Origin of the sequence: Yoonia sp., assembly GCF_036007805.1 — a bacterium.
Classification (GTDB): Bacteria; Pseudomonadota; Alphaproteobacteria; order Rhodobacterales; family Rhodobacteraceae; genus Yoonia.
The window spans coordinates 1-13,495 of the sequence record NZ_DASYOK010000060.1 but is presented as its reverse complement, the minus strand read 5'-3'; the positions used below and the strand labels follow the sequence as shown (position 1 = coordinate 13,495).

The 13,495-nt window shown below is 60.1% G+C and carries 14 protein-coding genes; 3 read left to right on the top strand and 11 right to left on the bottom strand.

All coding sequences use genetic code 11. From position 1 onward, the window contains the following. The 9 genes from VGP75_RS03775 to VGP75_RS03735 all read right to left on the bottom strand — a co-directional run. A partial coding sequence (locus VGP75_RS03775) for a phosphoglucose isomerase-related protein (protein ID WP_526025500.1) occupies positions 1–494 on the bottom strand: 494 nt, incomplete at its 3' end. Between the two features lie 3 nt (positions 495–497). Beyond that, a complete protein-coding gene (gene pgl / locus VGP75_RS03770; RefSeq protein ID WP_327542386.1) occupies positions 498–1,169 on the bottom strand; it encodes a 6-phosphogluconolactonase in 672 nt (223 codons plus the stop codon). A 57-nt stretch (positions 1,170–1,226) separates the two neighbouring features. After that, positions 1,227–2,681, bottom strand: a complete 1,455-nt coding sequence (gene zwf, locus VGP75_RS03765) for a glucose-6-phosphate dehydrogenase (RefSeq protein WP_327542385.1) — start codon at positions 2,679–2,681, stop codon at positions 1,227–1,229. An 84-nt stretch (positions 2,682–2,765) separates the two neighbouring features. Further along, positions 2,766–3,353 (bottom strand): HNH endonuclease, encoded by a 588-nt coding sequence (locus VGP75_RS03760; RefSeq protein ID WP_327542384.1) that lies wholly within the window; start codon positions 3,351–3,353, stop codon positions 2,766–2,768. 136 nt (positions 3,354–3,489) lie between these two features. Continuing rightward, complete coding sequence (locus VGP75_RS03755; protein ID WP_327542383.1) at positions 3,490–4,212, bottom strand: GGDEF domain-containing protein; 723 nt, start codon at positions 4,210–4,212, stop codon at positions 3,490–3,492. A 97-nt stretch (positions 4,213–4,309) separates the two neighbouring features. Continuing rightward, positions 4,310–4,978 (bottom strand): alpha/beta hydrolase, encoded by a 669-nt coding sequence (locus VGP75_RS03750; protein ID WP_327542382.1) that lies wholly within the window; start codon positions 4,976–4,978, stop codon positions 4,310–4,312. Then, positions 4,975–5,619: a DNA-3-methyladenine glycosylase family protein gene (locus VGP75_RS03745; RefSeq protein ID WP_327542381.1), complete on the bottom strand. Its 645-nt coding sequence runs from the start codon at positions 5,617–5,619 to the stop codon at positions 4,975–4,977. Before VGP75_RS03745 ends, VGP75_RS03750 begins: the two co-directional genes overlap by 4 nt. Next, positions 5,601–6,323: a cobalt-precorrin-6A reductase gene (locus tag VGP75_RS03740; RefSeq protein ID WP_327542380.1), complete on the bottom strand. Its 723-nt coding sequence runs from the start codon at positions 6,321–6,323 to the stop codon at positions 5,601–5,603. Before VGP75_RS03740 ends, VGP75_RS03745 begins: the two co-directional genes overlap by 19 nt. After that, the gene (locus VGP75_RS03735) at positions 6,320–7,369 is read right to left on the bottom strand and encodes a cobalt-precorrin-5B (C(1))-methyltransferase (protein ID WP_327542379.1); all 1,050 of its coding nucleotides are present in this window, start codon (positions 7,367–7,369) and stop codon (positions 6,320–6,322) included. The genes VGP75_RS03740 and VGP75_RS03735 overlap by 4 nt, the downstream gene beginning before the upstream one ends. Positions 7,370–7,467: 98 nt before the next feature. Between VGP75_RS03735 and cobA the strand changes: the two genes are divergently transcribed. The 3 genes from cobA to VGP75_RS03720 all read left to right on the top strand — a co-directional run bounded on the left by cobA (position 7,468) and on the right by VGP75_RS03720 (position 10,904). Continuing rightward, positions 7,468–8,319 carry a uroporphyrinogen-III C-methyltransferase gene (cobA, locus tag VGP75_RS03730; RefSeq protein WP_327542378.1) on the top strand — a complete coding sequence of 284 codons (852 nt, stop codon included), beginning with the start codon at positions 7,468–7,470 and terminating at the stop codon, positions 8,317–8,319. Between the two features lie 72 nt (positions 8,320–8,391). Further along, positions 8,392–9,645, top strand: coding sequence for a cobyrinic acid a,c-diamide synthase CobB (locus tag VGP75_RS03725; protein WP_327542377.1), 1,254 nt, complete (start codon positions 8,392–8,394; stop codon positions 9,643–9,645). A 44-nt stretch (positions 9,646–9,689) separates the two neighbouring features. Further along, complete coding sequence (locus tag VGP75_RS03720) at positions 9,690–10,904, top strand: MFS transporter (protein ID WP_327542376.1); 1,215 nt, start codon at positions 9,690–9,692, stop codon at positions 10,902–10,904. A gap of 61 nt (positions 10,905–10,965) precedes the next feature. On the opposite strand, the gene VGP75_RS03715 is transcribed toward VGP75_RS03720, so the two are convergent. Together VGP75_RS03715 and cimA are read right to left on the bottom strand one after the other, a co-directional pair. Continuing rightward, positions 10,966–11,733, bottom strand: a complete 768-nt coding sequence (locus VGP75_RS03715) for a squalene/phytoene synthase family protein (protein WP_327542375.1) — start codon at positions 11,731–11,733, stop codon at positions 10,966–10,968. Continuing rightward, on the bottom strand, positions 11,730–13,355 hold the full coding sequence (cimA, locus tag VGP75_RS03710; RefSeq protein WP_327542374.1) for a citramalate synthase: 1,626 nt from the start codon (positions 13,353–13,355) through the stop codon (positions 11,730–11,732). Before cimA ends, VGP75_RS03715 begins: the two co-directional genes overlap by 4 nt. Between the last annotated feature and the right edge of the window lie 140 nt (positions 13,356–13,495).

Sequence of the window (13,495 nt, the reverse complement as noted above, 5' to 3'; positions counted from 1 at the left end):
TGGCAGCGCGGACCGTCGTGATAGGGCGCCAGCGCCTGTGCCGCCATCGCAGGCCCCAGATCGGACCCGCCAATGCCGATGTTGATCACATCGGTAATCTTGCCGCCCTGCCCTGTGAAACCGCCACTGCGCACATCACGCACAAAGTTTTCCATGCGCGCCAAAGTGTCCAGAACCTCTGGCATGACATCTTGACCGTCCACCATGACAGGCCCGCCATCAAGATTGCGCAATGCCGTGTGCAGCACAGCCCGCCCTTCGGTTTCATTGATCGGTGCACCCGCAAACATCGCGTCGCGCTTTTCTGCAACGCCCGCTTCGTCCAACAGCGCGATCAGCAAGGCGCGGCCTTCGGCGTCGATATTCGTTTTGGCGTAATCCAGCCGCATGTCACCCATTTGCGCCACAAAATCAGCAGCACGTGCAGCATCCAGCATAGTCTCGATCCGGCGGCTTGCGACAGCCTCGTGGTGGTCTTTCAGTTTGCGCCACATCTTTTACGCCTCCGCCCAGTGTACCGTTGCACCATTCAAGACAGCAGCCACAGGCGCCTCTTCGGGTGACAGATGCCGCGCTTTTTCCAGTGCGGCGCGTTTTTCGGCCCCCACAATCACTATATGCCGGCTCATCGCAGCGTTCAGGACCGCCGCAGACAGTGTAATGCGCGGCTCTGGCGCACCGGGTGCGCGCATGGCGACCAAGCGATCGCTGCCGTGCAATGCCAGATCAAGCTGATCGGCGCCGGGAAAGATCGAAGCCGTGTGCATATCCGCACCCATCCCCAAGAGTGCCACCGTCAGCGGCATTGCAGGGGCAAGATCAGCAGCAAGATCGGGGAGTTTCTCTTCAGGTGTCGGCGCATCGGCGTAGAGCGGCAGATAGGTCGCCGCCGCCGCACGATCGGTCAGCAACCTTTCGCGCAACAGCCGCGTGTTCGACCTTTGGGATGTTTCCGGGACCCAGCGTTCATCGGTCAACATCACCTGCACGCGCGCCCAATCCAGATCAACGCCACAGAGGCTGTCAAAAATCGGCCCCGGCGTTGTCCCGCCAGGCACCGCAAGCGATGCGGTGTCATTCGCGCGCAAGGCTGATGACAGCTCACTGGCCAGTTTATCAGCCAGATCCATCATCATCATTTCCGCGTCCGGATATTCAACGAGCTTCATAGGACCAATCCTCTTCTTCGGTCAGGTCAATTCAAATATGCCACGTGCCGGAAGGGCTTAGCCTTTGATTTCACGCCATTTCCGGCCATCGCGGTGCAGCAACATCATCGCATCTTCAGGCCCCGCAGAGCCTGCGTCATAATGCTTGGGCACGTCATTGCGCGCCTCCCAGCTATTGATCAGCGGATCAGTCCAGGCCCATGCCGCCTCGACCTCGTCACCGCGCATAAAGAGCGTCTGGTTGCCACGGATTACATCCATGATCAGGCGCTCATAGGCGTCCGTCACATCCTCGGCCCCGTCACCCAAGGCATCGGCAAAGGTCATATCGAGCGGCACATCAATCAGGCGCATGCCCCCCGGACCCGGTTCCTTGATCGTCACCTGCAAATCAATGCCTTCGTTGGGTTGCAAGCGGATCGCCAGAATATTGCGATGGCGGGCCTCATCACCCTCAAAAATCGTATGCCCGAGGTCTTTGAACACCACAGCGATCTCGGAGGACCGCGCCTTCATCCGCTTACCTGTCCGCAAATAGAACGGCACACCCGCCCACCGCCAGTTGGCGATGTGACAGCGCATGGCGATAAAGCTTTCGGTAAAGCTGCGGGGGTTTTCGGCATCTTCGCGATAGCTGGGTCCATCGGGGCCTGCATCATACTGTCCACGCACGATATGATGATGATCTATGGACTGTAGCGCCCTGATAACCTTCAGTTTTTCGTCGCGCACAGCATCTGCTTCAAACTGGCCTGGAGGCTCCATCGCGATCAGGCACAACAACTGCATCAGGTGGTTCTGCACCATATCGCGCATCGCGCCGGATTTGTCGTAATAGGCCCCGCGCCCGCCAACACCGACGGTTTCGGCCACCGTGATCTGGATATGGTCGACGTAGTGGTTGTTCCAAAGCGGCTCGAACAGGACATTGCCAAAGCGCACAGCCATCAGGTTCTGCACCGTCTCTTTGCCCAAATAATGGTCGATACGGTAAATCTGGCTTTCGTCAAAATGTGCCGCCAGCGTCTGGTTCAATTCACGCGCTGTCTCAAGATCGCGGCCAAAGGGTTTTTCCACCACAATGCGGCTATGGGAGTTCGCAATCTTGTTGGTGTGCAGCCGTTCGGCCAGATCACCAAACAATGAGGGTGCGACCGAAAAGTAGAACGCCTGCACCACGTCTTGACGGACAATCGCTGCCAGATCGGACCATCCGTCCTCACCGCGCGCATCAATCGCAACATATTCCAGTTGTTCAAGAAAGGCGTCTAAGCCATTCTTATTCTTTGCTTCCGCACCACCAAACTCAGCTACGGCATCGGCAATCATCGCGCGATAGCCGTCGCCGTCCAGTTCAGACCGCGCGGCCCCGATGATCCGTGAACCGGCAGGCATTTGCCCCGAAAGAAAGCGCCGGAACAGACCGGGCAGGATCTTGCGCCGGGCCAAATCGCCGGTGCCGCCAAAGATCACGAGATCGAATTCATCGACAGGAATGACGCGAGAGACCAAAATAAACCCCCATAGGATGCCGCGTTAGCGCTAACGCGGCTTTCCTACCCCGATGCGTCCCGCAAGTCTAGCACTGCTGCGCAGTTACGCTTCGAGTTCTGCATCCCAATAGAGGAAATCAAGCCAGCTTTCGTGCAGATGGTTGGGCGGAAATTTGCGACCGACGTTATGCAACTGTTCAGGCACAGGACGGCGCGGTGGTTTTTGCAGGCTCATGCCGCATTGCTTGAGCGACCGCGCCCCCTTGCGCAGATTACAGGGTGAACAGGCCGCCACCACATTTTCCCAACTGGTGATACCGCCGCTGGCACGCGGGACGACATGGTCAAACGTCAGATCACCGCGCGCGCCGCAGTACTGACAGCAAAACTCATCCCGCAAGAACAGGTTGAAGCGGGTAAACGCCACCTGCTTTTGCGGCTTGATATAGTCCTTAAGCACAACAACCGACGGGATTCTGATGATCGTCGACGGGCTGCGCACCACCTCGTCATATTCGCTTACGATATCGACGCGATCGAGCCAGGCCGCCTTGACCGCCTCCTGCCAAGGCCAGAGAGACAGCGGGTAATATGAAAGTGGCCGGTAATCTGCGTTCAGAACCAACGCCGGATAGTGTTTGAGTGCGCCTGGTTCGCGCACAAAGTCAGTTCTGAAGTCGGCCTGCGTCATCTGTCACACCCCAAGTAAGGCTGTGCGGGACCAGTCAAAGCGGCAACCCCGCATTCATCTTAATTTAGACTATATATCGCGTCAGAAATGTGACAAGCCCCAGAATATGCGACAAAAACTGCAACGCGCGCCGCATTTAGGCAGCCAGCGCATCCTCTGACAGCATCACCTGCGCGCGGCCCTGCATTTTGGCCCGCAATAGGGCCGCCTCGGCGCGGTGCATCAGTTTGCTCAGCGTGGTTTCACCATCCGCCAGAACGACCCCTACTGACACGGTCACTTCGAATCGCGTCTGACCGGTTGTCACCAGCAAACCTTGGGCCAGCCGTTCAGCAATCTCGCGTCCCGCTTCCAAGGGCGTGCCCGGCAAATAAACGGCGATGGTTGCGCCGTCGATCCGCCCGACCACATCAGTGGTCCGCGTCACCTCGCGCAACCGGATGGCCAGCGCCATCAGGCACAGATCGCCCGCATGGTGATCATGTCTGGCGTTGATTTGCCCCAAGCCGTCAATATCCAGCATCATCAGCACACCGGTTTGCAACAGTTTACGTTCTGTGTGCCGCAAAAACGCTTGCCGTTGAAGCAAGCCGGTCATCTGGTCGGTCTCGCTTGCCTTGATCAATTGGACGCGCAAACGGCCCATATCGGTCATGATCCCAGTGGCGACTGCGTAGAGCGGCAGGCCGATCATCACCATCGCGCCAAGGTACTGTGCCATAACACCGTGAAACGCATGATCGGTCAGCACATCATGCGCAAAAACCGTGCCAACCACGCCCAGCGCCAAAACACTGTACCGCAGCACCCAGCCCAGCCGGTCCTTGGGACCTAGAAGTGAAACAATAGGACTGTGCATGACTTTGCCCACATTTAATGAGAACCCGCGCTCCCGCGGCCCTTACTGGCATGAGAATGGTAATAAAGTCTTGAGAAAGTGGACAGATTGACGCACTCTAGCTCATCCCCAGCCGATCCCGCATGAAGGCCAGCGCCACCGAGAGCCCATCCGGTGCAATGCCGTGCCCTGTGCCCTTCATGATATGGGCATAGACCTCGGTCCAGCCTGCCTCTTGCAGCGCCTCTGCGGCCTGCGGCAGCGATTGGGGCGGCACGACATCATCGGCATCACCGTGGATCAAGAGGACCGGTGGTCGGCTTTGCGCTTCATCAGCCAGCGAATCCGGCTCCAGTAGACGCCCGGAAAAGGCAACGACACCCGCAATGGCATCTTCACGGCGCGGCACCACATGCAGCGCCATCATCGTCCCTTGCGAAAAGCCCAGTACGATCATTTGTTCCGGCAGCAGGTCTTCATCGACCATCACCCCATCAAGAAACGCATCCAGATCTGCCGCCGCATTTTCCATACCGGCGCGGCTTTCTTCCTCGCTTGAGCCGTCAATCCACGGGATCGGGAACCACTGCAGACCCATCGGGGCTGCGATACAGGCCTCGGGCGCGTCAGGTGCTATGAAAAGCGTATCGGGCATGTGCTCGGCCAGCGGATCGGCCAACCCGATCAGATCCGCTGCATTGGCGCCATAGCCATGCAGAAAAACCACACATGATCGTGTCTCGCCCGAGACCGGTTCGCGCCGCTGTGCTTCCAAAGCCCGTGTCATCTGATGCCTTCTCTTTGTTTGCTGTGTTTGTAGTAGGCCCACATGATGCGGGCTGCAACCGATCGCCACGGCGACCATGCTTGCGCCATCACGCGCAGCTCTTTTTCTTTGGGGCGCGCGGGCAGATCAAAGATCAACCGTGCCGCTTCCTGCAACGCCAGATCACCCGGCGCAAAGACATCCGCCCGCCCCAGCGAGAACATCACATAAATCTCGGCTGTCCACGCGCCGATGCCGGGAACAGCGGTGAGGGTCTTGATCACTTCACACGCAGGCATTTGGCGCAGGCCATCATAATCAATCCCGGCACTGGCCAAAGCATGGGCATAGCGCGCCTTTTGCTGGCTCAGGCCCAGCGCGCGCAGATCATCCGTGCTGGCAGTGGCCACCGGATGCGGTTCCGTCATCCCTGCCCTCTGCAACCTTGCCCAGATCGCATTCGCCGACGCGACGCTGACCTGTTGGCTGACAATCGCACTGAGGAGTTCGGCAAATCCATCCGGTTTCAGCCGCAACGGCAAGGGTGGCAGCCCGTCCATTGCGCGGGCAAACCGCGGCTCGCGACGGCCAAGCCAAGCCGCCCCTTCGGCAACACAGGCATCCCCTAGGATCACACGCTCTTTCACAGGGCTTTCACCCAAGCGAGTGCGGCCTCCACAGTCTCGACCACAGGCCAATCGCCTTGCGGTGGCCGCGCGATCATGAGCACGGGAATACCCAGTTGCCGCGCAGCGGTCAGCTTGGTGCCGCTGGCCGCACCGCCCGCGTTCTTGACCACCAGATATTGCACGCCCAGCGCGGTAAAGAGCGCCACTTCATCCGCGACCGAGAACGGTGGCCGCCCGACCAGAAACCGCCCGCCCGCAAATGGAAACGGCTTGTCGGGTGGATCAATCTGGCGACAGATCACCTCGCGCCCGGTCAGGTTGGCAAAACGGTCCAGCGTCTGACGCCCCGTGCCAAGGAACACAACCGAGCCTTCTGGAATATGGGCCGCAGCTTCTGTTTCCGAAGTAATCTCGATCCAGTTGTCCCCTGCCTCGGGCGTCCATGGAGGGCGCAGGAACTGCACATAAGGCAGGCCAAGTGACTGGCAAATGGCTGCTGTCCGCTTCGTGATGCGGTTTGCAAAAGGATGGGTCGCATCCAGAACGGCCGTGATGCGAGCCTCTTGCAGATAGGCACGAAACCCGTCCGCCCCGCCAAAGCCACCAATCCGTGTGGGCAAGGACTGCGCCGCAGGGGCCCGCGTTGCACCGGCCAGCGAGATCACCGCATCATGCCCCTGCAAGCGGTCCGCGATCTGCCGCGCCTCTCCGGTTCCGCCAAGGATCAGCAATGTCATGCGCCAGCCCTAGCGATAGTCGTGCCTTTACGGTCGATGATGATGATATCGTAGGCAATCCCGCCTGCGCCGAAACGCGCTTGCACCTGCGTCAAGGCTTTCTCGGCAACCTTCTGCGCCAAAATGGGCCCTGCAATCTCATAAGCCTCAAGCGCAGTGTTCGCCTCTGCCACGCGCGGATCACCCACCATCGCCGCAAGCCCTTCAAAATCCACCTGACTGCGCGCGGAATGCAAATCCACCGCGCCCTGCGCAAGTTTCGTGATCTTGCCGATACCGCCACCAATCGTGACGCGCCCCACAGGGTGTTTGACCAGATACTTCAGCATCCCCCCAGCGAAATCGCCCATATCCAGCATCGCGTGATCGGGCAGTGCATAGAGCGCCTGCACCGTTGTCTCTGACGTGGCCCCCGTGCATCCGGCCACATGGGTCAGACCCGCCGCACGCGCCACATCAATGCCGCGATGGATCGAGGCGATCCAGGCCGCACAGCTAAAGGGCCGCACAACGCCCGTCGTGCCAAGGATCGACAGCCCCCCCGCAATCCCCAGACGCGGGTTCCATGTCTTCAGCGCAATCTCTGCGCCTCCCGGCACGGACACCTCGATCACCACGTCAGGGCGCTGCCCGTAGTGCGCCGCCATGTCTTCAACAACGTCCGTCATCATCTGACGGGGCACGGGATTGATCGCAGGCTCGCCCACGCCAATCGGCAGTCCGGGTTTGGTGACGGTCCCCACCCCCTTACCTGCCTGAAAAACAACGCCCCCCTGCGAAGGGCGCACTGTCACCACAATCAGCGCCCCATGTGTCACATCGGGATCATCGCCTGCGTCCTTGGTAATGCCCACACGCGCCCAGCCCTCGCCCGCCTCCGCCAAAGCCAGTGGAAAGACCGGCGTTTCGCCCTTCGGCAGCACGATCCCCACCTCGCGCGCAAAGGCACCGCCCCAAAGACGCATCAAAGCCGCCTTGGTCGCCGCCGTTGCACAGGCCCCCGTGGTCCAGCCACGGCGCAATTGGGGTGTGGTGTCATCACTCATTGCGCGCGACGATAGGCAGGGCGGGCGGTGACGGCAATCACCAATACGAGGTCGTTTGCCACCTTTCCAAGCCAATCAATCGGCGGCATAAAGGGGGCATGAGCACCAATATCTCTCTCCCCTCCCATACATGGCCCACGCTGGAACGCGGCTGGGTCTGGCTTTGTGGCGCGGGTCCGGGCGATCCGGGGCTGTTGACGCTCCATGCGGTCAATGCGCTGCGTCAGGCGGACGTGGTGATCTATGATGCGCTGGTACAGGAACAAATCCTGTCATGGGCCCCGCAGGCCGAACACATCTACGCAGGCAAACGCGGCGGCAAACCGTCCGCCAAGCAGCGCGATATCTCGCTCCGGCTGGTTGATCTCGCGCGAGCTGGCAAACGCGTCCTGCGTCTGAAAGGCGGCGATCCTTTCGTCTTCGGACGCGGTGGCGAAGAGGCCCAGACCCTCGTGCAACATAACATCCCGATCCGTATTATTCCGGGCATCTCCGCAGGGATCGGCGGGCTGGCCTATGCGGGTATCCCCGTCACCCACCGTGACGTGAACCAATCAGTGACCTTCGTGACAGGCCATGACCAGTCCGGCAACACGCCTAGTTCGCTTGATTGGGCCAGCATCTCCAAAGGCAGTCAGGTCATCGTCATCTATATGGGCATGAAACACATCGCCCAGATTGCCCAGCAATTGATCACCGCAGGGCGCAGCCTGCATGAACCAGTCGCGGTGGTCACGACTGCGACGACCGAAGACCAACAGGTGCTCGAAACCACACTTGGGACCATTGTCGAAGACATCGCTGTGGCGCAACTGGCCCCGCCTGCGATTATCTGCATCGGGCAATCCGTGCTGATGCGGCAGGTACTCGATTGGCAGGGGATGGCCGCAGGGAACCCGCCGCGCAACCTTGACCCCTTGGGCCGTGGCCGACCCGCCGAATCTGCCTGAGGCACAGATGCCGCCCCTCTTTCCATGTCCGATCAAACTTCCGCCGGAGGCATCCCCGCGCCTCGTTACGCGATGAGTTTCATTCTTGCAGCCCCCGCTTCGGGCAGCGGCAAAACAACCGTCACCTTGGGCATACTGCGCGCGTTCAAGAACCGCGGCATGGAAGTGCGGGGCGCAAAATCAGGTCCGGATTACATTGATCCGCGGTTTCACGAAGCCGCCTGCGGACAGTCCTGTCTGAACCTTGACGCGTGGGCCATGACCGCCGCGCGCATCACGTCGCTTGCCGCCGGTCCGCTGCCGCTGATCATCGAAGGCGCGATGGGTCTTTTTGACGGCGCCCCGCCCGACGGAAAGGGGGCGACTGCCGATCTTGCGCGTATTCTGGGGCTGCCCGTCATCCTGATCGTTGATGCGGGCAAAATGGCAGGGTCGGTCGCGCCCTTGGTCCAGGGGTTCATCGCCCATGACGCGGCTGTGCGGATTGCCGGCGTGATCCTCAACAACGTGGGGTCGCCCCGACACGAAGCTATGCTCCGGCGCGCGCTTGCCGGTGTACCTATCTTCGGCGCTATTCCCCGCACAGCCGCCCTGACCCAGCCGTCACGGCACCTCGGTCTGGTACAGGCGCAGGAAAGGCCTGATCTGGAGGCCTATCTTGATGCGGCCGCGACCCTGATCGCAAAGCACTGCGACATGAATGAAATACAAACCCTGTTGCACCCCTCTACAGACGCACGCGGCCCGACCCGCAAAGCCATTCCGCCAGCCCAACGCATTGCTATTGCCCAAGACGCGGCCTTTGCCTTTTGCTATCCGCACCTGCTGCAAGACTGGCGCGACGCAGGGGCAGAGTTGCTGTTCTTCTCGCCACTCGCAGATGAACCCGCACCGGAGACAGATCTCATCTACCTGCCCGGCGGCTATCCCGAACTCTACGCCGGTCGTCTTGCTGCGAACGCCCGCTTTCTCGGATCGTTGCGCAGATCAAACGCACAGATCTACGGCGAATGCGGAGGCTATATGACCTTGGGCGAGGTCCTGATTGACGCAGACGGGACAGCACATCAAATGGCAGGGCTCCTCGCGCTTGAAACATCCTTTGAGAAACGCGCATTACATCTCGGCTACCGCGATCTGCAGGCGCTGTCGGGTCCCTTTGCGGGGACATGGAAAGGGCATGAATTCCACTATGCCACGACCCTCAAGACCAACGGCACACCGCTTTTTGCAGCCGCCGATGCCGAAGGCACGCCCCTGCCCGCCATGGGGTTGATCCAAGACAATGCCAGCGGCAGCTTCGCCCATATTATCGACGCAGCATAACCAAGGCCTTGCCCTGCCTCAGGCGCAGGCGTAACGATATCAAAATGATAATAGCTGATGACACGCGGGCCAAACGCAATGTGGCCGTTTTGGTGCTCGCCCAAGCCATTCTGGGTGCGCAACTTCCAATGATCTTTGTTGTGGGCGGACTTGCGGGCGGGCAACTGGCCACGAACCCCTGCCTTGCCACCTTGCCGATCTCGTTCATCGTCTTCGGGTCCATGACCACCGCACCCTGGATCAGCCCCTTGATGCAGCGTAACGGACGCCGCTTTGGCTTTTTCATCGGGGCCTTTGCGGGGGCCGTGGGGGCGGCTGTCTCGGCTTATGGCCTTTACACAGGCTCGTTCCTTGTTCTGTTGGCAGGGTCTTATCTCACCGGCATCTACATGTCCGCGCAAGGCTTCTACCGCTTTGCCGCCACGGATACCGCCTCCGAGGCGTTCCGCCCAAAAGCGATTTCTTATGTCATGGCCGGCGGGCTTCTCTCGGCGGTGATCGGCCCGCAACTCAATAAACTGGTACAGGATGTCTATGTCGTGCCCTTCCTTGGGACCTATATGGCCATTATTGTGCTGAACCTCGTGGGAATGCTCCTGTTTCTCTGGCTCGACTTGCCCAAGGGGACCCGACGCGAACCGGAAACCACAACGGTGGTCGGGCGTTCGCGGCTTGAACTGCTGCGCGATCCACGGGTGCTTGTGGCGATCATCTGCGCAATGGTCTCCTATTCGTTGATGAACCTTGTGATGACTTCGACACCTTTGGCCGTGGTGGGTTGTGGCTTCACCACAGATAACGCCAATGACATCGTCTCGGCCCATGTCTTGGCGATGTTCGCCCCCTCCTTCTTCACCGGCCACCTGATTGCGCGTTTCGGGGTCGAGCGGATCGTCTCGCTCGGGCTGATCATTCTGGCCTTCGCCGGTGTCGTGGCCCTGTCAGGTGTCGCACTGACGAATTTCTACATTGCGCTGATCCTTTTGGGGCTTGGCTGGAACTTTGGTTTCATTGGCGCGACCACAATGCTTGCAGGCGCACACCGCCCCGAAGAACGCGGCGCCGTCCAAGGTATGAACGACATGATCGTTTTCGGCATGGTCACCGTAGCTTCGCTGGCCTCGGGCGGTTTGATGAACTGTTCAGGCGGCACCGCCGTCGAGGGCTGGAATGCCGTGAACCTTGCGATGGTGCCGTTTCTGGTGCTGGCAGGCGGGTCGCTGATCTGGCTGGTGCGGCAACCCAGAATGGCGGTCTAGAGACCAAGATTTTTCGTCGAAAAATCTTGGGGGGGTGCCAACAATTTTCGACGAAAATTGTTCAGTGCCACCAGCCGCGCAAGGTTACGTGGAGGAACCGCAGACTGTCGCGCGCAGGGTTTACGTCAAGCGCATCCGCCACAACACGTGCCGGTTCACGCTGAACCTTTTGCAGAACAGGCCGCGCATGATAGCCCGCAATCAACGCAGCTCCCGCTGCCTTTGATACGGCACGCCTGTTCTTGCGCGCCTGGTCCATCCGCGCCAGTCCAGACTTGGCCAATTCAGCAATGGCCTTTTCAGTGTTGTTCGACAAAGGCTTGCGCCCTTGCGCGGTCAGCGCGGGGTAGGCCTGAAGAATATTCGCAACCCCCACGCCATAACCAAAGTCACGCACGACCACTTCATCTGCCGCCCCCAAGAGGCGCGCCGCAGTCCACATTAGATTCGCCGAAGTGGCGTTGATGTATTCATCAAAATGCGCGCGGTCCTCGAACGGTTCGGAATAGATATCCCACCGCCTCGCAGCCACGAGACCGTCAAGACAGCGGGCCCCTTCAGAATCCAGACAGTCAGCCAGCGCATCCACCACCTCATGGCGGCGTGGTGTCTTGCCGTCAGCGATCTCTTCCAGAGCATCACGCCACCATTGCAGGCGCATTTCGGCGATCATGGCCTCTTGTGTCACCCAAGGGGCGCGCGCGACCTCGATGTTGAAAGCATAGAGTGGAAACAGGATTTTGCGCGCTGACACGGGTGCTGCCATGGCCGCGCGAAAGCGCAGCGGATCGGCCTTTTCCACCAGTGCAGCGCAGGCCTCAAAGCTCATGCATCTGCCTTTGCGCCGTCGCGGATCAGCTTCCAATTGATTGCGTCAATCAGCGCATCAAAGGACGCGTCCACGATATTGGCGCTCACCCCCACTGTCGACCACGACCTGCCCTTGCCATCCTCGCTGTCGATAATGACGCGGGTCACAGCCTCGGTGCCGCCGTTGGTGATGCGCACCTTGAAATCGACAAGCTGCATGTCGTCGATGATGTCCTGATAAGGGCCAAGGTCCTTGGACAAAGCACGTGACAGCGCGTTTACGGGGCCTTGGTCCGACCCGTCGGGCCCTTGGCTTTCACTGACGTTCAGCATCTTCTGGCCGCGCACCTTGGTGACGACCACGGCTTCGGAAATCGACACCATCTGGTTGCGCTTGTTCTTGCGCCGCTCAACAGTGACACGGTAGCGCTTGACCTCGAAGAAACGTGGCAAAGCGCCAAGTTCTTCACGCGCCAAGAGCTCAAAACTCGCCTGTGCGGTGTCGTAGGAATAGCCCTGCGCCTCGCGTTCCTTGACCCGTTCTACAATCCGCGCCAAGGCGGGATCGTCGGCCGCAACCTCAAGCCCTGCCTCCAGCAGACGGGCGCGCAGGTTGGACTGCCCCGCCTGGTTGGACATGGGCACAATCCGCGTGTTGCCGACCAGTGCAGGATCAATATGTTCGTAGGTGCTGGGATCCTTGGCAATGGCCGAGGCATGTAGCCCCGATTTATGCGCGAAAGCCGAGGCACCAACGTAGGGTGCCTGTTTGGCTGGCACCCGGTTGAGAATATCATCCAGCAGGCGCGATGCACGGCGCAAGCCTTTGAGCGCCTCCGGCGTCACGCCAGTCTCGAACCGGCTGGCATAGGGTTCTTTCAACAGCAGCGTCGGGATCAGCGTGGTCAGGTTGGCGTTGCCGCACCGCTCGCCCAACCCGTTCAGCGTGCCCTGCACCTGCCGCACACCAGCCAGCACAGCCGCCAGTGAATTCGCCACAGCATTTTCGGTGTCGTTGTGTGTATGGATCGCCAGATGATCGCCCGGGATCCCGCTGGCAATCACTTCGGTGACAATCTGCGACACCTCATGCGGCAGCACGCCGCCGTTGGTATCGCACAGCACAATCCAGCGCGCACCAGCCTTGTAGGCCGCATGCACGACCTGCAAGGCATAGTCCGGGTTCGCCTTGTAGCCATCAAAGAAATGCTCGGCATCAAACAACCCTTCACGCCCCTGCCCCTTGATATGGGCAAAACTGGCGGCCACGTTTTCGATGTTGTCTTTAAGGCTGATGCCCAAGGCGGTCGTCACATGAAAATCATGCGCCTTGCCCACCAGACAGACCGCAGGCGTGCCCGCATTCATCACCGCCGCCAGCACATCGTCATTCTCGGCCGAGCGTCCGTTACGCTTGGTCATGCCAAAGGCTGTAAAAGTGGCTTTGATTTGCGGCGGATTGGCGAAAAAATCCGTATCGGTCGGGTTCGCGCCGGGCCAGCCACCTTCGATATAGTCGATCCCCAGACCGTCCAGCACAGCGGCAATCTGGTGCTTTTCAGCGGCTGAAAACTGAACCCCTTGGGTCTGCGCCCCGTCGCGCAGCGTTGTGTCAAAGAGGTAGAGGCGTTCTTTGGCCATCACAGCCCCTCCAGCTTGGCCGCATCAAAATCAGGGCCCGGTGCCCATGTGGCCTGCCCGCCCACGTCGGTGACCTGCACGCCTGCGGCATTGAGGATATCGCGCACTTCATCCGCACGCCCCCAATCTTTGGCGGCCCG